A 25,403-nucleotide genomic window follows, 5' to 3' on the forward strand; every position below is an offset into this window, starting at 1 on the left:
GCACCTATGACGAAGGAATCACAATGACGCTCACCCAAGAGCAAGCGACCTGGTTTGCGCAGACGTTCGATCAGATCGCCGACAACGTCGAGCGCGCGGTATTGGGCAAACGCCACGTGGTGGAGCTCGTGCTCACCGCGATGCTCAGCGACGGTCATGTGCTTCTCGAAGACGTTCCAGGCACCGGAAAGACATCGCTGGCTCGAGCGGTCGCCCAGTCGGTGAAGGGAACGAATACACGCATCCAGTTCACCCCCGACCTCCTGCCCAGCGACATCACCGGCGTGAGTGTCTATGACCAGAAACAGGGCGTATTCGAGTTTCACTCCGGGCCGATCTTCGCGAACATCGTGCTCGCCGACGAGATCAACCGCGCCAGTCCCAAGACGCAGGCCGCGCTGCTGGAGGTCATGGAAGAAGGCAGCGTCACCATCGACGGTGTCTCGCGTCAAGTTGGCGTGCCGTTCCTGGTGCTTGCCACCCAGAACCCGGTGGAGCAAGCCGGCACCTATCGCCTGCCTGAGGCCCAGCTTGACCGTTTCATGATGCGCACCTCGCTCGGCTACCCCGACCACGCCGCGACGGTTCGCATTCTCGACGGAGCTGCCGTGGCAACCGATCAGCTCCCCCCGATCATCGCGCCCGAAGTCCTTGTCGGCATGGCTGATCTCGCTGCGTTGGCGTATGTCGATTCGCTTGTGCTGGATTACATAGCTCGACTCGTCGAGGCAACGCGCAACGCCGACGAGGTGCGCTTGGGCGTGAGCATTCGCGGCGCGCTCGCACTCACGAAGGCATCACGCTCGAGGGCGGTGTCGCAGGGGCGCACATACGTGACCCCCGACGACGTGAAGTCTCTCGCCGTGCCGGTGCTCTCGCACCGACTGATTCTGCATCCCGAAGCCGAATTCGACGGGGTCACTCAAGAAGCCGTGATCTCGCAAGTGCTTCTCGACGTGGTGCCACCCAGCAAACACGAGTCTGCATGAGCACGACCGAGTCGCGCCTCACCCGGACCTCCGCTGCCACGAGCGCCGGGGGAGCGACCCATGTCACGTCGACGTCGGTGACGTCGTCGGGGCGCGGCCGCGCGTTGGTGCGCGTGGTGGTGTGGTGGTCGCGGTTCTGGCGCAACACGGGAGTGGCCGTTCGCCGCGCCGCGCAGTGGAGTGCGCGAACCGTGCGGCCCGCTGGCGTGGTTGTGGCTGTTGCAGCATCCATAGGTCTTGTGCTCGGTATCGCTTTCGGTTGGGTTGAGTGGATGGTCGCCGGCGTGATCGCGCTGGTGCTGCTGCTGGCCAGCATTCCGTTTCTCTTCGGCGGGCGTTCTTACCAGGTCGACCTGAAACTGCAGCACGAGCGCATTGTTGCCGGCAACGGGCTGATGGGCGAGATTCTGGTGCGCAACGACGGCAAGCGAACGGCGCTGCCCGGCCGGGTCGACATTCCCGTGGGCGCAGGCTTGGTGGAGTTCGGCGTGCCGCTGCTCAGACCGGGGCACTCGGTTGGGCAACCCCTTGAGATTCCCGGGATGCGTCGAGGAATCGTGGCAGTGGGCCCGGTCACAACAGTGCGCAACGACCCGGTCGGCCTGCTGCGGCGTGAACACGCATTCCGTGACGTGCATGAGGTCTTCGTGCACCCCCGCACGGTGACCCTGCCGTCGACGAGCGCAGGATTGATCCGCGACCTGGAAGGCAGCGCCACCAAGCGGGTGGTCGATGCAGACATCACCTTCCATGCCATTCGCGAGTATGTTCCCGGCGACTCACGCCGCCAAATCCACTGGCGTTCAACGGCCAAGACCGGCCGCCTCATGGTGCGCCAATACGAAGAGTCTCGTCGCTCGCGCATGGCGATCGTGTTGGCGTCAGCGCAACAGGAGTTCGCAGACGCCGACGAGTTCGAGCTTGCCGTGGAATGCGCGGCATCGCTGGGGCTGCGTGCAGTGCGCGACGCTCGCGATGTGGTGATCGCAACCGGTTCTGAGGTGCCGCGTGCGGTGCGCGGTCGCCTGCGCTCGATTACCCGCATTCCCGCTGCTTCGCCGCGTGTGCTGCTCGACGGCTTCAGCGGGGTGGAGCGGATTGAGAACGCGTCGTCGCTTGCAGATACCTGCCGCCTCGCAGCGGAATCGGGCGCCCAGCTTTCGGTTGCGGTGATCGTTGCCGGCTCGTCGGTTCCGCTGGCACGGCTGCAACAGGCGGCGCTTGCGTTCTCGATCGACACCGCGGTGATCGCGGTGCGTTGCGACGAGCGCGCGCACCCGCGGGTTCAGCCCATCTCGGGCGTCACCGTGCTCACTGTGGGCACACTCGACGACCTGGCAGGACTGCTGTTGCGGGGTGCGACCGAATGAAGGCTCTTCGAGACGATGCTGCGCCGCGCACGCCGTGGGTCACGCCGCGCGTCGTGGCGGGATCGCTGTTCGCTCTGGCAACCGTGCTGATCTCGGCTGTGGCTGCGTGGCCCATCTACCGTTCGACGCAGTTCGTTCTGCTGGTGGCTGTGGCGCTCGCCGCCGCCACCCTGATCGCGGCGGTATCGTGGCGCCAGCAGTGGCGCGGCTGGCTGGTCACGGCGGTGCTGGTCGCCGCTCTGCTCGTACTGGGAGTGACACTCGCGGTTCCTGCGCAGCTGGGCGCGCCCTCGGGGTGGGGTGAGAGCCTAGCCGAGGTGGTGGCGGGGTTCTTCTTCGCCTGGAAAGATCTGGTCACCGTCGAATTGCCCGTCGGCTCGTATCGCAACCTGCTGGTGCCGGCACTGGTGTTGTTCCTCGTGGGCACGTGCGTGCTCTTGCGGCTGTCGTGGCGGCCGGACCGCCTGGCGTATCTGGCGGTTCCGCTGGCTATCGCGATGGCGTCTTTCGGACTGTTCTTCGGGCGCACCTCGGTGAGCATGCCGCTGCAACTCGGCCCGGTGGTGCTGTACGCGCCGGTCGAGACCGCGAGTGGAGCGGGCATTCTGGTGGTGTGTCTGGCGTGGCTCGCATGGCGCACGAGCGACGAGCGCGTGCGCGCGCTGCAACGGGCAGCCGACTCCAGTGGCATTCGCACACCGCGCCGTTTCTCGCAGGCAGATCGACGCCGCGCTTCGCTGGGGGCGGGCATGGTTGCCGTGGCGGTGCTGATTGGCATTGTCGTGGTGCCGCTGAGTACCCACGACGCTGATCGTCAGGTGCTGCGCTCGTCTGTCGGGCCCGACATCGACTTGGCTCAGGCAGCGAGTCCGCTGTCAGAGTATCGCGCCCTGTTCGCCGACGAACGAGCCACCGACATCATCTTCACGGTGACATCTGACGGAGCGCTGCCCGCAAGAGTTCGCATCGCCACTCTCGACGCATATGACGGAGAGGTGTATCGAAGCGGTGGTGCGCAGCAATCGGCTGAAGCGGCGCAGTTTGTGCGCCTGCCATCGACGATTGATGCTGGCGAGGGCGCTCCGGTCGAGGCAGAGATCACAATCGGCGCTCTCGGCGGAATCTGGATGCCCACCTTGAGCGGACTCGAAGCGGTCGAGTTCGCCGGCGCTCGAAGCGCTGATCTCGCAGACAGCTTCTACTACAGCGTGGATGCGGCAGCAGGAGTGCAGACCGCTGGCGGCGGTCTAAGCGCGGGCGACACCTATACGGTCCGGGCGGTCGAGAAGCCCACGCCATCACTCGCTGAGATCGAAGCGGCGGGCGCGGTCGACGACGGTGCAGCCGTTCCGGAGAATCTGACGAGGTGGGTCGAAGAACACGCGCAAGGCACCGAAGGTGCCGCGCTGCAATCGCTCATCGCGCTGCTGCGCGAGCGGGGCTACCTGAGTCATGGGTTGGGTCTCGCCGACGAGCAAGAACCCGCCTGGGCGAGTGAGTTGGTTGACTACACCGTTCAGCCCAGCGCTTCTGGTCACTCACTCGCACGAATCGATACGCTTTTCGAGCGGCTGCTCGAAAGAGAGAACGACCCGCGTGCGCAGCAGACGGGCAACTACGTCGCAGCGATCGGTGATGACGAACAGTTTGCAGTAGCTGCGGCGTTGATCGCGCGTGAGCTCGGGTTCTCTTCGCGTGTCGTCATGGGTGTGCGGATCGGTGACGCGCCCGCTGGACTAGCGGCGTGCGATAACGGCAGCTGCGAAGCGCAGGACGTTTCGGTGTGGACCGAGGTAGCGGCGGCTGACGGCGAATGGGTGCCCATCGATGTCACGCCACAGCACGCCAACACGCCCAGCCTCGATGTGACCGAACTGCGCGACCCCGAGAACGTGACCGAAGTTCGTCCCGACGCCGCCGAACCGGTGCTGCCCCCAGATCCCGTGCAACAAGACGCCGCCCTGCCCGATGACGACGGTGATTCGAACGCCGTCGATCTGGCCTGGCTCTGGGCAGCCCTGCGGGTCGTGGCAATTGTCCTGCTGGTGCTGTTGATCGTTCTCGGTCCCTTCCTGGTGGTGGTCGCGGCCAAAGCAGTGCGGCGCCGTACACGTCGACGTGCCGCCACGCCCGCCGATCGTGTCGCGGGTGCGTGGGAGGAATACGTGGATGCAGCGGTTGATGCTCGTTTCGAAGCGCCCGCAAGACTCACCCGCCGCGAGCTCGCCGTCGCATTCGGCGCCCCCGAGGCTGTGTGTATCGCCGACGCCGCAGACCGCGCGGTATTCTCAGGAACGGCGGTCACCGACAGCGATGTCGAAGCGGTCTGGTCGCAGGTCGCGCGGCAGAGCGCCGCGCTTCGCGCTGATCTTTCTGCTGTCCGCCGACTGGCGGCATCCGTATCGTTGAGATCGTTCATTCGTCGGCTCGACCCCAACAGGGGCGCTCGCTCCCCGAACGTTCAGAAGGGACGGCGCGCCTCGCCCGCGCGCTCCACGCTATGACCCTCGAAGCATTCACGCTCGGGCTCTTCGGCCCGATTCCGCTCGTTGCCGCGATCGGCATTTACGTGTGGACGGCCCTCGCTCTGGGTGCCGTGTTTCGCAAGTCTGGTGACCACGCCTGGAAGGCATGGGTGCCGTTCTACAATCAGGCAGTCCTGTTTCGACTCGGGCACCTCTCGGCCTGGCTGCTGCTGCTCTGGCTCGTGCCGGTGCTCGGCTGGGCGGCGGTGTGGATCGCGCAGGTGCTTGCGTGCCACCGCATCAATCTCGCTTTCGGTGTGAACGCTGCGATGACGGCGCTGGCGGCGCTGCTGTTCCCGGTGTGGGCATCAGTGGTTGGCTTTGGCAGTGCTCGCTGGCTCGGAGCGAGTGAGCGTCGAGCGCTCGACCCCAGCGTGCCGCGACCCGCATACGCGCGACAGAGTTATGTGGATCATGAAGAACTATCCGCTCAGCCCAGTTCAGTTGACAAATCCGTCACGGATGCCCACAGTTCAGTAGACTCACCACCTCCTACCCTCAGCTGGGCGCCCGAACCAGAGGACGCCAAGGAAGAACCTATGATCGACGACGAATCCGACTGGGAAGACGCTCATTCCACCTCTGACGCACCGGCTCCCATGCCGGCGATGAAGTTTGGGCCAACAGATCCCGCGAGCATTCCCGATGGTGTTCTGCGGGGTCGAGGGGGAGCGATCCTGCCCACGGGCGAGACCACCGATCAATCCACCCACCCGCCGGTCACCCGGGTGCCAGCGGCACCGGCTGACGCAGAGCGTGACCCTTGGGCGCCGAGCGATCCTGAGGCCTTCCCCGAGACATCGGGACCGGTCTCGGCGGTCGTGGGAGCGCCCGAAGCAGGCACGCCCCGCTCAGCACGCACCTCGGTGTCGTCGTTTCACACCCGCCCCGAGATTCCCGAAGATGTCCTCGACGAGACGATCATCGCGCGCCGCAGGCGAACGAACTGGTCGCTGGTGCTGCCGGCGGGTGAGCCGGTCGCGCTCGGCTCCACGACGGTGCTGCTGGGTCGGCGTCCCGCCGCCGACCCAGACCACCCGACGGCCCAGCTCGTCTCGGTCGACGATGGCACCGTTTCAAAGACCCACGCCCGGCTCGAGTTGAAAAACGATCGCTGGTACATCACCGACCTTGCCTCCACGAACGGTGTGGTGTTCGCCACGCTGGTCGGGCCCGAGATCGAAGCGACTCCGGGCGAAGAGACGGAGGCAGGCGACCGTTTTATGCTCGGCGATGCTGAGGTGCGGTTGGTGCGGACTGATCGGTGAGCGGATTCGACGACCCCGCTGAGCTTCCTGACGACGGCCCCGCTGAGCTTCTTGACGAGAGCACACTGCCCTCGCGCCGCCAGAGCGGCAACGAACACTCCGCCCCGGCTGAGACCGCCGTCAGCGCGCGCCGCAGATCGGGCGCTGAAACGCCGCCGAGCATCGATCCCGATGATGGGTCGACGATCGTTGTGCGGCGGGGCGCGCGTCAGACAGCGCCGACCACCGGTTTTGCTGCCGAGCAGTCGAAGCTCACCCCGACTGCGCAGCGCGAAGAAGCCGCACGCACCCTCGAAGCGCGCTCGAACGATGTGCAGATCTACGCCGTGCGAAATGCTTCCCCGGCCCGCATCGAACGGGCGGCTCCGGCCGCCCGCAGCGAGCATCGGCCGGTAGACGGCAACGCCGTCAGGCGGGCCGTTGGGCGCCGGCGTATGCGCGCAGCAATCGTGATCGTCGCAGCATCCCTCGGACTCGTGCTCGCCATTGCCGCTCTCACCGCACTGCTCTCGCTCAACGCTTGACCCTCGTTTGCCGCGACAGCCGATCCCGCGTATCATTGACCGGGTGTGTGCTAGTGCACGCCGTCTGCCGTGCCTCGGTGCGGACTCGGTGTGTCGCAACACACTTCAGGGAGAGGCCTGCGAACAGGTCGCCCCCACGGCATACCCACCACACAAATCGCGATGACTTTTGTTGCGCCGGTGGGTTTGTGGTGAAACCACGAAGCTGTCACCGTGCAGCACCTGTGCGGAACCAACAACACCGTGCAGCACCTGTGCGGAACTAAAGAACCGTGCAGCACAACAAGGAGAGAACGTGCCAACCATTCAGCAGTTGGTTCGCAAGGGTCGCTCGCCCAAGGTCACCAAGACCAAAGCGCCAGCACTTAAGTCGAACCCCCAGCAGGCAGGCGTCTGCACTCGCGTGTACACGACCACGCCTAAGAAGCCGAACTCGGCGATGCGCAAGGTCGCTCGTGTCAAGCTTCGCAACGGCACCGAGGTCACCGCGTACATTCCGGGTGAGGGTCACAACCTTCAGGAGCACTCGTTAGTGCTCGTCCGTGGTGGTCGTGTTAAGGACCTTCCCGGTGTTCGCTACAAGATCGTCCGCGGTGCACTTGACACCCAGGCAGTCAAGAACCGTAAGCAGGCTCGTAGCCGCTACGGCGCAAAGAAGGGTTGAGTTAGATGCCTCGTAAAGGACCAGCCCCGAAGCGCCCCGTCGTCAACGACCCGGTATACGGCGCACCTATCGTCACCCAGCTCGTCAACAAGATTCTTGTTGACGGCAAGAAGTCCATCGCCGAGTCGATCGTGTACACCGCCCTTCGTGGCGTTGAGGCGAAGAACGGCCAGGACGCAGTCTCGACCCTCAAGAAGGCACTCGACAACGTGCGCCCCACCCTTGAGGTCAAGAGCCGCCGCGTTGGTGGCTCGACCTACCAGGTGCCGATTGAGGTCAAGCCTCACCGCGCCAACACGCTCGCTCTTCGCTGGCTCGTGAGCTACGCCAAGGGCCGTCGTGAAAAGACAATGACTGAGCGCCTCCAGAACGAGATTCTGGATGCCTCGAACGGCCTGGGTGCCGCGGTCAAGCGCCGCGAAGACACTCACAAGATGGCTGAGTCGAACCGCGCCTTCGCGCACTACCGCTGGTAAACAGCGGCGGTGGCGACTTCGCTGCTCACGCAGCGAAGTCGCCACCTCCCACACACGTCTGATCGACATAATCGATTTACCTGGATTCCAAAAGTAAGGAACACCCCGTGGCACAAGAAGTGCTCACCGACCTCACCAAGGTCCGCAACATCGGCATCATGGCGCACATCGATGCCGGCAAGACGACGACAACCGAGCGCATCCTGTTCTACACGGGTGTCAACCACAAGATCGGTGAAACGCACGATGGTGCGGCGACCACCGACTGGATGGAGCAGGAGCAGGAGCGTGGCATCACGATCACCTCCGCTGCTGTGACGTGCTTCTGGGACAAGAACCAGGTCAACATCATCGACACCCCCGGTCACGTTGACTTCACGGTCGAGGTGGAGCGTTCGCTCCGCGTGCTCGACGGTGCTGTTGCCGTCTTCGACGGCAAGGAGGGCGTTGAGCCCCAGTCCGAGACCGTGTGGCGTCAGGCTGACAAGTACGACGTTCCTCGCATCTGCTTCGTCAACAAGATGGACAAGCTCGGCGCGGACTTCTACTTCACCGTCGACACCATCATCAACAAGCTCAAGGCCAAGCCGCTCGTTCTGCAGCTGCCCATCGGCTCTGAGAGCGACTTCATCGGGGTCGTCGACCTCATTGAAATGCGCGCACTCGTGTGGCCCGGTGACTCAAAGGGTGACGTCACCATGGGCGCCAAGTACGAAGTTCAGGAGATTCCTGCTGACCTCGCCGACAAGGCTGCCGAGTACCGCGAAATGCTGCTCGAGACGGTCGCCGAGTCCGACGAGGCGCTTCTTGAGAAGCACTTCAGCGGCGAAGGCCTGACAGTTGCCGAGATCAAGGGCGCCATCCGCAAGATGACGATCAACTCGGAGCTGTACCCCGTGCTTTGTGGCTCGGCGTTCAAGAACCGCGGCGTTCAGCCCATGCTTGACGCTGTTGTCGACTTCCTTCCCTCGCCCCTGGACGTGGCCGCTATCGAAGCGCACGACCCCAAGGACGAAGAGATCGTCATTCCCCGTCACGCTGACCGCGAAGAGCCGTTCGCGGCGCTCGCGTTCAAGATCGTGACGCACCCGTTCTTCGGTCGTCTGACCTACATCCGCGTCTACTCGGGTCACCTCGACTCGGGTGCCCAGGTGATCAACTCCACCAAGGGCAAGAAGGAGCGCATCGGAAAGATCTTCCAGATGCACGCCAACAAAGAGATGCCGGTTGATGCGGTTACCGCAGGTCACATCTACGCGGTTATCGGTCTCAAGGACACCACCACGGGCGACACTCTCTGCGACTCGCAGCACCAGGTTGTGCTTGAGTCGATGACGTTCCCCGAGCCGGTTATCGAGGTTGCCATCGAGCCCAAGACCAAGGCTGACCAGGAGAAGCTGGGTCTTGCGATCCAGAAGCTCGCCGAAGAAGACCCGACGTTCCGCGTCGAGCAGAACGGCGAGACCGGTCAGACCGTCATCAAGGGAATGGGTGAGCTTCACCTCGACATCCTCGTTGACCGCATGAAGCGCGAGTTCCGCGTCGAGGCCAACGTGGGCAAGCCCCAGGTCGCGTACCGCGAGACCATCAAGCGTGCCGTTGAGCGTCACGACTACACGCACAAGAAGCAGACCGGTGGTTCGGGTCAGTTCGCCAAGATCCAGTTTGCAATCGAGCCGCTCGAAGTCACCCCCGACAAGATCTACGAATTTGTCAACAAGGTGACCGGTGGTCGTATCCCGCGCGAGTACATCGCTCCGGTCGACCAGGGCTTCCAGGACGCCATGAACGTCGGCGTGCTCGCCGGCTACCCGATGGTGGGCGTGAAGGCCACCCTGATGGATGGTGCTTCGCACGATGTTGACTCGTCTGAAATGGCGTTCAAGATCGCTGGCTCGATCGGTTTCAAGGAAGCGATCCGCAAGGCGCAGCCCATCATCCTCGAGCCGATCATGGCCGTCGAGGTGCGTACTCCTGAGGAGTACATGGGCGACGTCATCGGCGACCTGAACTCGCGTCGTGGACAGATCCAGTCGATGGAAGACGCTGCCGGCGTCAAGGTGGTTCGCGCGAGCGTTCCGCTTTCCGAGATGTTCGGATACATTGGCGACTTGCGCTCGAAGACTTCGGGCCGTGCCGTCTACTCGATGGAATTCGACAGCTACGCCGAGGTTCCCAAGGCCGTCGCTGAAGAGATCGTCCAGAAAAAGGGCGAGTAATACTTCGGATGCCACACCCCGAGCAGCAGCGGAGGGTGTGGCATCCGGTCACAACTGCATATTGTGTGTGGAAGCTTGGTCGAAGGTGGCGTGAGCAGACACACAGTTTCATCTAACGCGTCTCTACTAAGGTGGAGACAATCCCTCGTAGAGAGCCGGTCGCAAACCAGCGCCCGGAACTTCTACACGACAGTCCTGAGGAGGACCCAGTGGCTAAGGCCAAGTTCGAGCGGACCAAGCCGCACGTAAACATCGGAACGATCGGTCACGTTGACCACGGTAAGACCACGCTTACCGCTGCCATCTCGAAGGTGCTCGCCGACAAGTACCCGTCGGCCACCAACGTGCAGCGCGACTTCTCGTCGATTGACTCGGCTCCTGAAGAGCGTCAGCGCGGCATCACGATCAACATCTCGCACGTCGAGTACGAGACCCCCAAGCGTCACTACGCACACGTTGACGCCCCGGGTCACGCCGACTACATCAAGAACATGATCACCGGTGCTGCCCAGATGGACGGCGCAATCCTCGTGGTTGCAGCGACCGACGGCCCGATGGCACAGACTCGCGAGCACGTTCTGCTCGCTAAGCAGGTTGGCGTTCCCTACCTGCTCGTCGCACTCAACAAGAGCGACATGGTCGACGACGAAGAGATCCTTGAGCTCGTTGAGCTCGAGGTTCGCGAACTTCTTTCGTCGCAGGACTTCGACGGTGACAACGCACCTGTCGTCCAGGTCTCGGGCCTCAAGGCTCTCGAGGGTGACGAGAAGTGGGTTGAGAAGATCGTCGAGCTCATGGACGCCGTTGACGAGTCGATCCCCGACCCGGTACGCGACAAGGACAAGCCGTTCCTGATGCCCGTTGAGGACGTCTTCACGATCACCGGTCGTGGAACCGTTGTCACGGGTCGCGCCGAGCGTGGCACCCTTGCTATCAACTCCGAGGTTGAGATCGTCGGCATCCGCCCGACGCAGAAGACCATCGTGACTGGTATCGAGATGTTCCACAAGCAGCTCGACGAGGCATGGGCCGGCGAGAACTGTGGTCTGCTTCTTCGCGGCACCAAGCGTGACGACGTTGAGCGTGGCCAGGTTGTTGTCAAGCCCGGCTCGGTTACCCCTCACACCAACTTCGAGGGCACCGCGTACATCCTTTCCAAGGAAGAGGGCGGCCGTCACAACCCGTTCTTCACGAACTACCGCCCGCAGTTCTACTTCCGCACCACCGACGTCACCGGCGTCATCACGTTGCCCGAGGGCACCGAGATGGTCATGCCCGGCGACACCACCGACATGTCGGTTGAGCTGATTCAGCCCATCGCCATGGAAGAGGGCCTCGGCTACGCGATTCGTGAGGGTGGCCGCACCGTCGGCGCCGGCACGGTCACGAAGGTGCTCAAGTAGCATCTGCCGCTTCAAGAAAGGCCCCCGGGGATTCCCGGGGGCCTTTTTGTGTGCGCAAGAATCGCCCAGGATTGGCCGGAGGTGCTGTTGCTGGTCTGCGAACGCCGCCACAATGGCTGTGACGGGCCGCACCGCGCGCCGGGAGGGAAGGCAACTATGGGTTTCGGAGATCTCGTAAATCAGGGCAAAGGCCTCTACGAGCAGAACAAAGAGCACGTCGATGGGTTTGTGAAGTCTGAACAAGCGGAAGACATCAGCGACAGCCTGTTGGACGGAGCATCGAGTGCAGCCAAGAAGGTGGCGCCCGAGTCTCACCATGGCACCGTCGACGATGTGCGCGGCAAGATCGACAAGTCGGTAGGCGACGAGTAGTCAGTCTCACTAGCCCCGGGTGCTGCTGCCCGGGGCTTTGTCGTGCGATCGAGCAGCGCACGAATCATCTCGATATCAACTAGCTCAGTTTTTGCTCAGTTCCACCTCACGTCGTCGATTTCATTTGCTCGGGTGGGCTGCGCCGGGTTAGGTTCGGGAGTGGGACGAGACGTCCGCGACGATCAGCTTGGGGAAGCGTGATGACTGCGGAAGCTCGAACTGGGGAGTCCCAAAACTGGGGGGCACCTGTCGTTGATGACAGAGGTGAAAAGCGATGTTTGGCGTGCGCAATTTTGGGGAAAGCGGCCAGTCGGTAACGCGGCGTAGTTTGCGAGCGAAGCGGGAGACTCAGCGAAAGCTGGTGACCCGCCACCGCTGGTATGCAGGCGGCATCGCAACGATTCTGTCGGCGGCACTGGTCTTCACGGGCATGACACCCGCGCTGGCTGAGGAAACTCCTACGCCCACCCCCACGATCACTGCGCCCGCAGAGAACGCGGTAGCGGAAGAGACCCCTGTTGCCGAAGAAACTGCCGCGGCGACCACGGAAGCGACGGCCTCGCCCAGGCCGACTACGACGGTGCCCGTCACTGAGCCCAGGGCCAGCGACACCGGCGTCTTGCGCGTTCCTGACGCCACCGGAAACAATGCCGTGATCACGGTCAAAGTTGGATCCGACCGCGTCGGGGTTACCGGCGTTACCGAACTCGCCGGCGTGACCCTTCACCTCAACGGCGGCAACAACAACGGGTCAAACGGCAACCGCCCGGATGGTGTTTCTGCCAACGGCGATGGCTGGGCCAAGTGCGTCTCAGACGCCGACGGTGACTGCTCATTCGTCGTACCCAACACGCAAAATGGTGGCGCAAATCGCGACGACCGGTACTGGGTAGTCCAATATTCCGTGCCCAGTAGCTACTACTCAAACCCCGACCTGCGGGTAGGAAGCGCTTTCGGTGGCGGTAGCTCGCTCGCTTACGAGTTCCGCACCGGAGACGAGTTGCGTGCCGGGCAAACATATGAGTCAACAAACTCCAACGACTTCATGGCGTCTTCAGGCAGTGCTTCAGATGCCTCCGGCGGCATCTGGCAGCAATCGCGTTCGAATCCGACGCTAGACCCGGCCTGTGGCCTTGACGTCGCATTGATCCTTGACATTTCTGGTTCAGTCGGCGATGCGCTTCCCGATCTCAAAACTGCGGCGAACACGTTTGTGGATGCGCTCGCGGGTACGCCGTCGCGCATGTCGCTCTTCTCGTTCTCTTGGCAGACGCCTGGAGCCGGTGCATCCGCGAACTATCCCGACCTGGTCTCCGTATCCACGGGCGCGCAAGCGACCACGTTCAAGAACAGGTATTCATCGTGGACTTCCGGAGGCGGAACCAACTGGGACCGCGGTCTAGGAATCGCTGCATCATCGAACACGACCGACAACCACTACGACGTGGCGGTCGTGATTACCGATGGAAACCCGACAACGTACAACCAAGACCCGTACCAGGGTTCGGGCAGCAACAACCGCTTTCGAGAGACTGAGAATGGAGTCTTTTCCGCGAACGCGTTGAAAGCCGCCGGAACACGTGTGCTCGCCTTCGGTGTCGGCGACGGCGCTGTCGGCGCGACCAACGCGCTCAACCTGCGTGCGATCTCAGGGACGACAGCCTTCTCGGGTTCGAACGGCAGCACGGCAGACTATTACCAGACGACAAACTACGAAACCGTAGGAAACGCGTTGCGCGCACTTGCGCTTGGCAACTGCAAGGGAAACCTCGCTGTGACCAAGCAGATCGTGCCCTCGACGGCGGCCGCAGGATCAATCGCCGGCGCCACTCCTGCAGGAGCTGGATGGACCTTCGGCAGCACGGTCAGCCCCAGCACGGTCACCACTCCCGAAGCCTCGCGGACGACGACTGCTGACGGCACGGGCACGGTGACTTTCCCGCTGACCTTCCCCGGCGGTGTCAACTCCGCTGCGGTGTCGGCGACCGAAACGCAGCAGACCGGGTTCACTCTTCAGCAAGTGAATGGAAAGAACGCCGTGTGCACCAACCGTTCTACGGGCGCCTCGGTCGCAGTGACCAATTCGGGTGCGCTTGGCTTCACCGTGAACGTGCCGAGCACAGACCTCGTGAGTTGCACGGTCTACAACCGTGCTCCCAACCCTGAAGCCGATCTTACGGTCACCAAAAAGTGGGTTGTGAACGGCACCGAGTACGCAAACGGCGCGCAGCCGGCGGGGCTTTCCGCTCAGCTGTCGTTGACAGGCCCGGATGACGCGAGTGCCACGACTCAGGGCTGGGGTGTGGCCCGTTCCGGCTACACGCAGGGGGACGAAGCGACTCTCTCAGAGTCTGTAACTCTGATTGACAACGCGCTCTGCACCAACACAGCGGAAGTCACAAGCGTGAATGGCGTGGCAACGAAGACCGCGCTCGGCTCCGGCTTTGAGATGGAACTTACCAAGGCAAACAACACAGCAACCATTACAAATACGGTCGAATGTCGGAGCACGCTGACTCTTGCGAAAGAGGTTCAGGGTGGCGACGCGGACGCAGACCTTTGGACACTGAATGCGACCGGAGAGAATGGTGCGATAGCGTTTGCCTCGGGCGTATCGGGTGTCAAGCACGATGTAACTCCGACCGCTCGCTACCAGCTGTTCGAAACCGGCGGGGACCCGCGATACACCCAGACTGACAACCGCACCAGCTTGCAGTCCAACCCCTTGTCGACCGGCAGCGCGACCTGTATCCGCGTATCAGGCGATGGAACGCCCATCACGGGTTTCTCTGATGGCATCAATGGTGGCGTGAACGTACCCCTCGGCTATAACGTGCGATGCACCCTGGTGAACCAGACGGCGGAACTCACGTTGCTCAAGCGCGTGGTCAACGACAACGGCGGCGACGCGGTCCCAGCGGACTGGGAACTCACCGCAACGCCGGCCACCCTTCCTGGCCTGACCGCGACCTCGGTCGACGGATCGCTCGATGTCGTCGAGGCAAGCACCTTCGGTGTGCGCCCTGACCACGCGTATACGCTGACTGAGTCAGATGTCTCTGGCTATGACTTCCAAAAACTTGAGCAATTCGTGGATGGAAGCTGGACCGACGTTGTCGCCGTGGCGGCACCCGGATACCCGCGCAAGAATGACGCCGGCAACTGGATGGTCACTGTCGATGCGCTCGACGACCCGATCTACCGCTTCGTCAACGACGACATCGCGCCCACTCTCACATTGCAGAAGCGCGTGGACAACACCAACGGTGGCGTCGCGACGGCCGACCAGTGGACTCTTGTGGCCGCCGGCGGTGGCGAAACCCCGATCGACGGCGAGGGAGCCCTGATCGAGCCTGAATCCGACATCGCAGCCATCAGCGCTGAGGTAGAAGCAGGTGTCGTTTACACGCTGAGCGAGACTGACGGTCCTTCGGGTTACACCACAGACAACAACTGGGCCTGTGCACCCACTCGGGTCATGCCCATGGCGCAGCCTGATGCCATGGCGCTGACCGCCGTCACCAACACGGTCACGCTTCAGCCGGGCGACGACATCACCTGCCAGATTGTCAACGTCGCCGAAGATGCCGACGGCACGATCGTCAAAGAGCTCGCCGACGGCTACCCGCAGCAGGTGGGGAACACGTGGGTAACGCGCTACGACATCACGGTGACCAACACCTCGGAGTTCTCGACGTTCACGTATGAACTGCGCGATGTGCTCGACTTCGGCGTCGGTATCGACATCGATGACGCCAGCGTCATCGAATCTCCCGACGGAGTTACTCTCAACTCGGATTGGGATGGCACAGCTGACACCGTGCTGGTCGCGACAGCAGCTTTGCCGGCGGCGACGGGCACTCACGATTACACCATCGAAGTCGTATCGAGCTTCACGGATCCTTCTGCCACCTTCATCAGCGATGAAACCTGGATGTGCATTGATGCCGTCAACATGGAACGCCCGGATCAGGGTGGTTTCTTGAATATCGCAGAGCTCTACACCCCCGGCGGCAATGAGCCGGATGGTGAGGCGTGGGCATGCGGCGAACCAGCCTTCCCGATGATCGAGAAGACTGCCAACGCCACCACCCAGAACGCCGACGGCTCGTGGAACATCTCGTACGAGATCACGATCGCAAACGAGAGCGAAGCGACTGACATCGCTGCCGCGTTGACCGATCAGTGGCCGACCTTGCCCGGCGGCTGGACGCTTTCAGATGGAGTGTGGACGGTTGCGCCGATCGATGGCGCGCCAATCACCAACAGCGACAGCTCGGCCGACCCGATCTGGGAAGGCACGCTTGGCAAAGGCGCGTCGTACAGCTACACGGTGAGTGGGATCATCACGCCGTCGCTTTCTGCGGACGAGATCGGTTCGTGTAGCGACGAGGGTGGTCTGCTCAACCAGGCGACGGTCGTCTCGGGTCAGATCACACTGTCTGACTCGGCATGCGTCACGGTTGAACTCCCCGAGCTCGAGGTCGAAAAGTCAGACGGCACCGTCGCGCAGCTTGCCGACGGGACCTGGCAGATCGACTACGAGATCACGGTGACCAATGGCACCAACCTGGCCAGCACCTACACGTTGACTGACCTGCCCGATCTCGGAACAGGCTTCACTTGGGAAGAAGCGGCTTCGAGCTGGCGCGACCCTGCTGATGTCGACACCGAGGTCTCTGCCCCGGCCGCGAACACGGCGATCGAAGCGAACGGCGAAGACACCTACGTCTACCGCGTCATCGCCAGCTTCGATACCGAAACGGCGGATCCGGAGCTTGCGTGCGACGAGAGCAACGGAGGGGCGTTCTTCAACACTGCCTCCATCGCCTTCCCTGGTGGCACCGACGCTGACTCAGGTTGCGCCGAACCGGCGTCGCCCGAGGTTCAGAAGACGGCGCTTGCAACATCGCAGACAGATGATGGCCGTTGGATACTCACATACGAGGTGACGGTCATGAACGCGAGCGATACTCAGCTCGCGTACTCGGCGACTGACACGATCGCGCAGCTGCCCATGGGCGTCGACGGTGCAGACTGGTCGGCGACAGGCCCGGAGATCACCGGCGGAACTGCCGCAGACGCAGGCGTCGTCAACGATGCATGGAACGGCGACTCGAACACCGAGCTGGCGACGGGTTTGATCACGGCAGGTGCATCGCACACGTACACCGTGACCAGCGAGGTGGATGTCGCGGTGAGTGCGTCGCGCGATGAGCTGGCATGTGGTGAGTCGCCCGACAGCGCCACCGGGGTGTGGAACGCCACGACGGTGACCAACGGTGTTGGCGATGACGAGGCCGATGCCTGCATCTCGATCGAGACGCCGACCGTGTCAGTTGAGAAGTCTGTGACATCGACGATTCAGAACGAAGACGGTACGTGGACCGTTTCGTACGATGTAGCCGTCACGAACGACTCGTCCACCCTGATCGCCCTGTACGACCTCAGTGATCAGCTACGATTCGGCGGCGGAATCACGTTGCTTGACGACCCGGCAGCCTCGTGGACAGGCCCGTCGGGCACCAGCGGAACCTTCATGGGAGTGAACGCGGTTCTCGCTACAGGGAGCGTGCTGAACGGTGGGGCGACCGAGACCTACACGGTGACGGCAACGGCCGAAATCAGCACCGACGCGTGGATGAGCGAGAACTCGCAGTTGACGTGTGAGGAACAGGGCTCGCTCACGGCGGGCGGGTTCCTCAACGCCGCGACAGTCTTTGCTGGCGGCACCTCGTCGACAGCAGATGACTGCTCGACGCCGGATCTTCCGACGATCGTGAAGGCACCTCTCGGTGCAACGCAAGTTGAGGGCAACCCTGACCAATGGGTCGTCAGCTACATGATCACGGTCACCCCGAGCAGCTACGACACGTACTACTCGCTGGCCGATGATCCGGACTTCGCGGCCGGCATCACGATCGTGGACGCCTCGGGAACCGCGGTTCGCACCGACACCGATCCGGTCGGAGCCCCGATAGCCATCGCACCCGGTGACACGTTCCCGAGCGAGCCCGTCGAGATCCTTGCCGCAGACGCACCACACACGTGGACGGTGTCGTTCACGGCAGCAATCGCGAATGAGTTCGACGAGAATCTTGCGGAGTGCACGCAAGAACCGGGCTCCGGCTTCTACAACACGGCAGAGCTGCTTCAGGGCGGTCAGGTCATTGACGAGAGCGCCACGTGCATCCCCGTCGCTGACCGGGTGTACCCGACGGTGACGAAGACGGTGAGCGGGCTAGCGCAAGACGCCACGACGGGCAAGTGGGAGATCACCTACGACCTCGTTGTCGAGTTGGCCCCCGAGGGCGAAATGAATCCCGACGGGCTGAGCGCAAGCTACGACCTCGTGGACACCCTTGATTTCGGCGGTGACATCGTCATTGAGAGTGCTTCGTGGGCCCTCGGAGGGGGCTCAGCGACTGACTTCGACAGCGGATCGTGGTCAGCGCAGCTTGCGGAGGGCAAGGCCATTGGACCCGGCGCAACGCACACCTACACGGTGAGTGCGGTCGCTGACGTCACGGTTGAGGCCATCGAAGCTGGCACAACAGTGTGCTATCCCGACAGCGATGACCCGGCAGGCGGATTCTTGAACATCGCTGTGCTCACCTCGGGTGGTGCGGAACCAGTGATGGTCGACGCGTGCGCCGAGCCGGTCTTCCCTGAGATCTACAAGATCGGAAGCACCAGCACCCAGAACGAGAACGGTTCTTGGAACATCTCGTATGACGTGACGGTGAGCTATCCGCAAACGGATGCAGATCCGCTGCCCTCGCCGGTAGGTTTCACTCTCACCGACGAGCCCGTGCTTCCGGCCGGTGTCACGCTTGCTGACGGCGCGTCGTGGACAGCAGCGGCGACCGACGGTGGTCCGCTCGACAACGCCACCTGGAACGGAGAGGGCACCTGGACGCTCGTAGAAGCGGGCGAACTGATTGTCGATGGCGATCAATTCCCCTCGTACACCTACGAGGTGAGCGCCGTCGTCGACGTGGTTACGTCTGGCGAGCAGGTGCTTGAAACCTGCGGCGATGTCTATGAGCACGGCATCGTGATCTGGAACGACGCGACCGTGACATCGGGTGCCTATGAAGACACCGACGACGGCTGCACGGTCGTTCACGTTGACGACGTGGGCATCGTGAAGACATCTGAGTTGCCTGAGGGCGAAACCTCGGTCGCACCGGGTGATGTGTTCGACTACGTGCTCACAGTCACGAACTACGGCACGCGAACCGCCTACGGTCTGCAGGTCACCGATGACGACCTCAATGACCGTCTCGAGATCGTCGGCTTGGACGTGGAGGGTGCCGGCTGGAGCCCGAGCCCCGGCTATGAAGGCAACGTCGTTGACCTCACGCTCGACGCCTTGGGAGTCGGCGAGTCAGCCACGATCACTCTGACGGTCGAGTTCCTTCCTTACGAAGTTGCGTCGCCGTTGCCGTACGTCATTCATGGCGAAGCGACGCCCACGGTGCCGACACCGCTCGAGTCGCTCGACAACACGGCGTGTGTGCAGCTGACCGGTCAGGTTGAAGACGAGCAGTTCAACGGCCCCGACAACAACGAGTCGAACAACTGTGACGATGAGAACATCCCGACACGAGACGTCGTGGCGTCTGTTTACACGAGCTGCTTGAACGACGCTGCGTTGCTGGGGTGGACCGTATCGAAGTCGGAGCTGCTCGTTTCAGAGCCGATCGACTTCGTGTGGATGCCGACCAATGGCGATGTGACTCCGGAAACATCGCCCTCGCAGGTCGCGATGACTCAGCCGGGCGGCACGGCAACCTGGTCAGACGAGATTCCGTGGCCGGGTGCGGAGTTCAATCCCGCGGGCATTTCAATCGACTACCCGGGGTGGCGCGCCATCGAGCGATCTGATCTCGCCGGCGACGGGCAGTACTACCTGCCCGGAACGACGACGATCATGACGCCCGAAGAACAGGCCCAGAACGTGTTCAACGGATTGATTCTCGACCCGAGCGAGCTTGACTTCGCCTGGCGAGGACTGACCACGGGCACGTTCAGCGTGAACCCCGAAGTGACGTTCACCACCGAGTACCCGACGGCAACGCCCGAGTGCGCAGTGGCTCGTCACACCGAGGTGGAGGTGGACAAGACCGCCAGTGTTGACAAGAGTGAGCCCGGCGAGTCGTTCACGTACGACATCGCGGTAGCGAACGTCAGTACCGACTCGGCAGCGGAGGGCGTTGTGGTGACCGACTCGATCCCCGCAGACCTGAAGATCACTGATGTGAGCTGGCCAGGCGAAGACGACGACACGACCTTCCCATACTGGGAGACGTGTGAAGTCTCGGGTGCTGACAGCGCTGGCTACGGCGGTTCGCTCGAATGTGTGCTTACGGGGCCACTGCAGCCACTGGGCAGCGACAACGGCGGGCCGACGACCGCGCCGACGATCACGCTGACCGCTCTGGTCAACGCGTCGTCGACCGCGAGCGTCATCACCAACGTCGCCGTTGTGGACTACTACACCTTCGGCGACCCTGAGGACTCAGGACGTGACAGCGACGATGCGATCGTGCTGCTGTCGGCGCTGCCGGTGACAGGTGGTGGCCCGTTGGCCGCGATCGTGATGTTGGGCTTGTTGGCTGTGTTCGGTGGGGGTGTGACGGTTCTGGTGATTCGCCGTCGCCGCAACGCAAAGCTGCTGCTCTAATCGCGTGGAAGGAGCGTCGTCCCCGCGGTCGCTCCTTCCGCCCCGCGCCATGTGCGCAAAAACTCCCCTCGTGGCCGGCCGCGAGGGGAGTTTCTTCCGTGTCGATCGCGCGTCTGATCGCGCGCAAAACGCGCATCCTCAGAGCCATCAGCGGCATAGCCTCAGCTTCGGCCAAGCATTGACTTGATCAGCACTTTTGTGTGCTGAGCGCAGGAGGTTCTCTGGCTATCGTTGGCCGCGAACACTTGTTCACACGGCGACCCGAATCGTCGTGGAATCAGATGGGATGCCGCTGTGGCATGGGGATGCTGCAGCGAAAAAGCGACCCGTCGAGCCTGGTGCTTCGTGCACCGTCTGGGGAGGTCATCGTGCGATATTTGCGCACCGCGCTCGCAACCACACTTGCGTGCGCACTCGTTCTCGGTTCAAGCGCGGGTATCGCGACCGCCGCGTCTGCAGACCAGGGCGCGCAGCAAAGACAGACGACCTTCGTGTCGTCGGGCGCCGGCGCCGCGAATCCGATCCAGCACCTGTCCTGCGATGAGATCACCGTCGACTATCGTCGCAGCCTGGTGAACGGCGATCACATCAACCTGGAGTACCGCGCGAGCGGCGAAGCATCCACCACCCAAGTGAATGCCTACGTCGACCGGAACATCGCTGGGGGATACAACTCCCTCGGCCTGCGTTTCTCGAATGGCACCACGCGCCCGCTCACCGAAGTCGAAGTTGTCTCGGGCGTGATCACCTTCGACTACCCGGCATACATCGGCACGGTCACGGGCTTCACCGTGACCTTCGTGCAGACGAACTCGACCGACACCTGGCCGCTGCTCGAGTGCGAGCCCCCGACCCCGACCCCAACACCAACACCAACCCCGACCCCAACCCCGACCCCGACACCAACCCCGACCCCGACACCAACCCCGACCCCAACCCCGACCCCGACGCCGACCCCGACCCCAACTCCGACCCCAACTCCGACCCCAACTCCGACCCCGACCCCGACACCGACGCCGACACCGACACCAACCCCAACCCCGACCCCCACACCAACCCCGACGCCGACGCCGACGCCGACACCGACACCGACACCGACACCGACGCCGACTTTCGTCGATCTGGGCATCGAGAAGACCCACTCCGACCTCGGCGAACAAGACTCCGTCGAGTACGGCACCGAATTCAGCTACTTCCTGACCGTGACCAATCACGGCACGGCTGCCGTTGCCGACGGTGTCATCACCGACGAGGTTCCCGAAGCTCTGATCGTGCAGTCGGTCGTCGTGCCTGAGGGCTGGTCGTCTGAGGTTGACGGCAACCTGGTGACCGTTTCAGACGTCGCCCTCGCAACGCTGGCCAGTGGCGCAGTCGAGGTGAAGGTGAAGGTCAGAGCCTCTCCCGACTACACCGCGGCGCAGGTCGATACCGGCGACGCTGATCCCGCACCTGCGCTCGCCCTATCGGGCACGCTGACGAATGAGGCCTGTGTTGATGCGCCGTTCGACGCGAACCCCGACAACGACTGCGACTCCGTCGACATCACTCGCGACGAACTTGTCGCCAACGTCTACGCGCGGTGCATCAATGACGCCCCATACCTCTACTACTCAGTCGAGACGAGCGATTCGCTCGTCGGGCAGCCGATTACGATGACCTGGTCACCTGATGCGCAGCCCGCGGTGCCCGCGTCTGAGACCAAGACGCTCGTATCGGGAGATTCTGGGCGCATCGCATGGCCGGGCGCCGCCTTCGCGAGCAACGGTGACAGCATCCAATGGCCTGGCTATCGTCCGCTCGCCGAGCAGGACTACAACAGCGATGGATCGCTCGCGGTGGATGCGTCTCTGGTCTACAACGGCCTCGTGCTCGATACCGAATACGAAACCTATCCGTGGCGGGGGTCGTCCACAGTCACGTTCACGGTGAACCCCACCCTCGTCGTCACTACGAGCTATCCGGCCGCGACGCCGAACTGCGCGGTTGAGCGAAGCGCCGACCTGCGGATCACCAAAACCGCGAGCGTCAATACCGTCGTCGCCGGCGACACCTTCGACTACTCGCTCGCAGTGCAGAACGTCAGTGTGAACTCGACAGCACAGCCGGTGGTGATCACCGACGTCATTCCCGCGAGCATCCGCGTAGATCAGGTCACCACAGATGCCACGGCCTTTCCCCGGTGGGAAGACTGCGCGGTGACCGGTGCTGACGCCGACGGATTCGGCGGAGTGCTCGAGTGCAGTCTGCTCGGCGCACTCGCGATCGGATCCGCAGCCCCTGACATCACTCTTGGTGTCACCGTTGCCAGTGATGTGACCGACAGCACCATCAGCAATACCGCAGAGGTCTGCTGGGGCGGTGCCGACGATGCAGGAGAGATCGCAGCCTGCAACGACGACAGCGCAACGGTTGCCGTCGCGCAGCCGCTCGCGGTCACAGGCGGCCAAACGCCGGCGATGATCGGCTTCGGTGCGATCGCTGCGCTGCTCGTGGGACTATCACTGCTGGCCTTGTCGAAGCCCCGTCGCCGCGTACCCGCGAGCGGCTAACTGGGAGTGGGCTGAGCAAGCAAGAATCCGACACGCCCGAGTTTGCGACACGCCCGGGCTGCACGTAGACTAGTGAGGTTCCACATTCCGGCGGGCCCTTTTGGGTGTGCGCTCGGATCACTACCAGGGCAGTGCATAGGCGGCGCCGACTTTTAGAAGGCGCAGGGTCCTAGGCCGCGGGTAGTTAGAACATCCAAACCAAAACCCACCCAGAAATGGGCAGCGCGTTCGCGTGCGCAGACTTTGGTTCCGGATGCTGAAGCATCCGGATTGACATGAGAACAGTGGTGCAGCAAAACCAGTGAGAACTGGTGGAAGTGCCCATGGCGCAACAGCGTCACCGGGCGTCCAATGCCCCCGGCACCCCGGGTAGGTAAGACGCGTTAGAGAGAGAGACAGACAATGGCGGGACAGAAAATCCGCATTCGCCTGAAGTCGTACGACCACGCCGGTCTTGATTCATCGGCGCGCAAGATCGTCGACACCGTGACCCGTGCGGGCGCGACGGTAGTAGGCCCCGTGCCGCTGCCGACCGAGAAAAACGTCGTGTGCGTTATCCGGTCGCCCCACAAGTACAAGGACAGCCGCGAGCACTTCGAGATGCGCACCCACAAGCGCCTGATCGACATCATCGACCCGACGCCCAAGGCTGTCGACTCGCTTATGCGTCTCGACCTGCCGGCAGACGTCAACATCGAGATCAAGCTCTGAGGTTCGACATGGCTGACATCAACAACAAGATTTCCAAGGGTCTGCTGGGCACCAAGCTCGGTATGACTCAGGTTTGGGACGAGAGCGGCAAGCTCATCCCCGTGACTGTGATCGAAGTGGCCCCCAACGTGGTCACCCAGGTTCGCACGCCCGAGAAGGACGGCTACCAGGCTGTTCAGATCGCGTACGGCCAGATCGATCCCCGCAAGGTCAACAAGCCCCTGACGGCTCACTTTGAGGCTGCAGGCGTGACCCCCCGTCGCCACGTCACCGAAATCCGCACCGCGGACGCCGGCGACTACTCCCTCGGCCAGGAGCTCACCGTTGACGGTGTGTTCGAGGCCGGCCAGCTGGTCGACGTTGTCGGCACGAGCAAGGGCAAGGGCACCGCGGGTGTTATGAAGCGTCACAACTTCAAGGGCATGGGCGCCTCGCACGGTGCTCACCGCAACCACCGCAAGCCTGGCTCGATCGGCGCGTCGTCGACCCCGAGCCGCGTTTTCAAGGGCATGCGCATGGCCGGCCGTATGGGTGGCGAGCGCGTGACCGTTATGAACCTCAAGGTGCACGGCATCGACGTCGAGAAGGGTCTGCTGCTCGTCAAGGGCGCCGTCCCCGGCGCTCGTGGCCGCATCGTTTACGTCCGCAACGCAGTGAAGGGGGCTTGAGCACATGACTGACTCGACTCTCGCGCTCGACGTGCTGAAGGCAGATGGCAAGAAGGTTGGCTCGGTTGAGCTTCCCGCCGAAGTCTTCGACGTCAAGACGAACATTCCGCTGATCCACCAGGTCGTTGTCGCGCAGCTCGCGGCAGCTCGCCAGGGAACCCACTCGACCAAGCGTCGCGGTGAGGTCTCGGGTGCAGGTCGCAAGCCCTTCAAGCAGAAGGGCACCGGTAACGCCCGTCAGGGCTCGATCCGTGCGCCTCACATGACCGGTGGTGGCATCGTCCACGGCCCGAAGCCGCGCAACTACTCGCAGCGCACCCCCAAGAAGATGATCGCTGCTGCCCTTCTGGGTGCCATCAGCGACCGTGCTCGTGGTGGACGCCTGCACATCGTTGACTCCTTCGAGATCGACGGTGCGCCGTCGACCAAGGCCGCCGCAACCGTGCTTACCGGCTTCGGTGCTGTCAAGAACGTGCTCGTGGTCATCGACCGCGCAGACGAGCTGACCGTGAAGAGCGTGCGCAACCTTGCGTACGTGCACGTGCTGACGTCTGACCAGCTCAACGCATACGACGTGCTCGTCTCAGACGACATCGTCTTCACCAAGGCCGCTTACGACGCATTCGTTGCTTCGAAGGCTGGCGCTTCCGAGGAGGTCTCGGCATGACCGCCGTGAACAAGGACCCACGCGACATCATCCTGAAGCCGGTCGTTTCAGAGAAGAGCTACGGTCTCATCGACGAAGGCAAGTACACGTTCCTCGTGGACCCGCGTGCCTCCAAGACTGAGATCAAGCTCGCTATCGAGAAGATCTTCGACGTCAAGGTTGCAGCGGTCAACACGCTCAACCGCGTCGGCAAAGCCCGTCGCACCCGCTTCGGCACGGGAAAGCGCAAGGACACCAAGCGCGCCATCGTGACCCTGAAGTCGGGCACCATTGACATCTTCACGGCTGTCGGCTGACGGTCGGAATAGA

16 protein-coding genes are annotated in these 25,403 nt (G+C 63.0%); all 16 read left to right on the forward strand.

Translation table 11 applies throughout. The features are described 5' to 3' along the window. The first annotated feature begins 23 nt into the window (after positions 1 to 23). The 16 genes from WDU96_RS13200 (at position 24) to rplW (ending at position 25,390) form a co-directional block, all read left to right on the forward strand. Complete coding sequence (locus tag WDU96_RS13200; RefSeq protein ID WP_337338996.1) at positions 24 to 989, forward strand: AAA family ATPase; 966 nt, start codon at positions 24 to 26, stop codon at positions 987 to 989. Then, the gene (locus WDU96_RS13205; RefSeq protein ID WP_337338997.1) at positions 986 to 2,359 is read left to right on the forward strand and encodes a DUF58 domain-containing protein; all 1,374 of its coding nucleotides are present in this window, start codon (positions 986 to 988) and stop codon (positions 2,357 to 2,359) included. The genes WDU96_RS13200 and WDU96_RS13205 overlap by 4 nt, the downstream gene beginning before the upstream one ends. Continuing rightward, complete coding sequence (locus WDU96_RS13210) at positions 2,356 to 4,863, forward strand: transglutaminaseTgpA domain-containing protein (RefSeq protein WP_337338998.1); 2,508 nt, start codon at positions 2,356 to 2,358, stop codon at positions 4,861 to 4,863. The genes WDU96_RS13205 and WDU96_RS13210 overlap by 4 nt, the downstream gene beginning before the upstream one ends. Further along, a complete protein-coding gene (locus WDU96_RS13215) occupies positions 4,860 to 6,152 on the forward strand; it encodes a DUF5684 domain-containing protein (RefSeq protein WP_337338999.1) in 1,293 nt (430 codons plus the stop codon). The genes WDU96_RS13210 and WDU96_RS13215 overlap by 4 nt, the downstream gene beginning before the upstream one ends. Beyond that, complete coding sequence (locus tag WDU96_RS13220; RefSeq protein ID WP_337339000.1) at positions 6,149 to 6,676, forward strand: hypothetical protein; 528 nt, start codon at positions 6,149 to 6,151, stop codon at positions 6,674 to 6,676. Before WDU96_RS13215 ends, WDU96_RS13220 begins: the two co-directional genes overlap by 4 nt. Before the next feature lie 295 nt (positions 6,677 to 6,971). Further along, positions 6,972 to 7,340: a 30S ribosomal protein S12 gene (gene rpsL, locus WDU96_RS13225; protein ID WP_017201609.1), complete on the forward strand. Its 369-nt coding sequence runs from the start codon at positions 6,972 to 6,974 to the stop codon at positions 7,338 to 7,340. A 5-nt stretch (positions 7,341 to 7,345) separates the two neighbouring features. Further along, on the forward strand, positions 7,346 to 7,816 hold the full coding sequence (gene rpsG, locus WDU96_RS13230; protein WP_337339001.1) for a 30S ribosomal protein S7: 471 nt from the start codon (positions 7,346 to 7,348) through the stop codon (positions 7,814 to 7,816). Between the two features lie 107 nt (positions 7,817 to 7,923). After that, entirely contained in the window at positions 7,924 to 10,035 is a 2,112-nt protein-coding gene (gene fusA / locus WDU96_RS13235) for an elongation factor G (protein ID WP_337339002.1), read from the forward strand. A 209-nt stretch (positions 10,036 to 10,244) separates the two neighbouring features. Then, positions 10,245 to 11,438: an elongation factor Tu gene (tuf, locus tag WDU96_RS13240; RefSeq protein WP_337339003.1), complete on the forward strand. Its 1,194-nt coding sequence runs from the start codon at positions 10,245 to 10,247 to the stop codon at positions 11,436 to 11,438. 156 nt (positions 11,439 to 11,594) lie between these two features. After that, the gene (locus WDU96_RS13245) at positions 11,595 to 11,810 is read left to right on the forward strand and encodes a hypothetical protein (protein ID WP_337339004.1); all 216 of its coding nucleotides are present in this window, start codon (positions 11,595 to 11,597) and stop codon (positions 11,808 to 11,810) included. Positions 11,811 to 12,171: 361 nt separating this feature from the next. After that, complete coding sequence (locus WDU96_RS13250; protein WP_337339005.1) at positions 12,172 to 20,499, forward strand: VWA domain-containing protein; 8,328 nt, start codon at positions 12,172 to 12,174, stop codon at positions 20,497 to 20,499. Positions 20,500 to 20,804: 305 nt separating this feature from the next. Further along, positions 20,805 to 23,048, forward strand: a complete 2,244-nt coding sequence (locus WDU96_RS13255; RefSeq protein WP_337339006.1) for a hypothetical protein — start codon at positions 20,805 to 20,807, stop codon at positions 23,046 to 23,048. Positions 23,049 to 23,450: 402 nt separating this feature from the next. After that, a complete protein-coding gene (gene rpsJ / locus WDU96_RS13260; RefSeq protein ID WP_013584016.1) occupies positions 23,451 to 23,759 on the forward strand; it encodes a 30S ribosomal protein S10 in 309 nt (102 codons plus the stop codon). A gap of 8 nt (positions 23,760 to 23,767) precedes the next feature. Next, positions 23,768 to 24,427: a 50S ribosomal protein L3 gene (rplC, locus tag WDU96_RS13265; protein ID WP_337339007.1), complete on the forward strand. Its 660-nt coding sequence runs from the start codon at positions 23,768 to 23,770 to the stop codon at positions 24,425 to 24,427. A 4-nt stretch (positions 24,428 to 24,431) separates the two neighbouring features. Beyond that, a complete protein-coding gene (gene rplD, locus WDU96_RS13270; protein WP_337339008.1) occupies positions 24,432 to 25,094 on the forward strand; it encodes a 50S ribosomal protein L4 in 663 nt (220 codons plus the stop codon). Then, a complete protein-coding gene (rplW, locus tag WDU96_RS13275) occupies positions 25,091 to 25,390 on the forward strand; it encodes a 50S ribosomal protein L23 (RefSeq protein WP_337339009.1) in 300 nt (99 codons plus the stop codon). Before rplD ends, rplW begins: the two co-directional genes overlap by 4 nt. Positions 25,391 to 25,403 lie beyond the last annotated feature (13 nt).

It is taken from the genome of Microbacterium marmarense, assembly GCF_037204165.1.
In the GTDB taxonomy this organism is placed as follows: domain Bacteria; phylum Actinomycetota; class Actinomycetes; order Actinomycetales; family Microbacteriaceae; genus Microbacterium; species Microbacterium marmarense.

Excerpts from the sequence above, each read along its gene's own strand:
- WDU96_RS13200 (WP_337338996.1), top strand. The coding sequence starts at position 24 with ATGACGCTCACCCAAGAGCAAGCGACCTGGTTTGCGCAGACGTTCGAT.
- WDU96_RS13205 (WP_337338997.1), top strand. The coding sequence starts at position 986 with ATGAGCACGACCGAGTCGCGCCTCACCCGGACCTCCGCTGCCACGAGC.
- WDU96_RS13210 (WP_337338998.1), top strand. The coding sequence starts at position 2,356 with ATGAAGGCTCTTCGAGACGATGCTGCGCCGCGCACGCCGTGGGTCACG.
- WDU96_RS13215 (WP_337338999.1), top strand. The coding sequence starts at position 4,860 with ATGACCCTCGAAGCATTCACGCTCGGGCTCTTCGGCCCGATTCCGCTC.
- rpsG (WP_337339001.1), top strand. The coding sequence starts at position 7,346 with ATGCCTCGTAAAGGACCAGCCCCGAAGCGCCCCGTCGTCAACGACCCG.
- WDU96_RS13245 (WP_337339004.1), top strand. The coding sequence starts at position 11,595 with ATGGGTTTCGGAGATCTCGTAAATCAGGGCAAAGGCCTCTACGAGCAG.
- WDU96_RS13255 (WP_337339006.1), top strand. The coding sequence starts at position 20,805 with ATGCTGCAGCGAAAAAGCGACCCGTCGAGCCTGGTGCTTCGTGCACCG.
- rpsJ (WP_013584016.1), top strand. The coding sequence starts at position 23,451 with ATGGCGGGACAGAAAATCCGCATTCGCCTGAAGTCGTACGACCACGCC.
- rplC (WP_337339007.1), top strand. The coding sequence starts at position 23,768 with ATGGCTGACATCAACAACAAGATTTCCAAGGGTCTGCTGGGCACCAAG.
- rplD (WP_337339008.1), top strand. The coding sequence starts at position 24,432 with ATGACTGACTCGACTCTCGCGCTCGACGTGCTGAAGGCAGATGGCAAG.
- rplW (WP_337339009.1), top strand. The coding sequence starts at position 25,091 with ATGACCGCCGTGAACAAGGACCCACGCGACATCATCCTGAAGCCGGTC.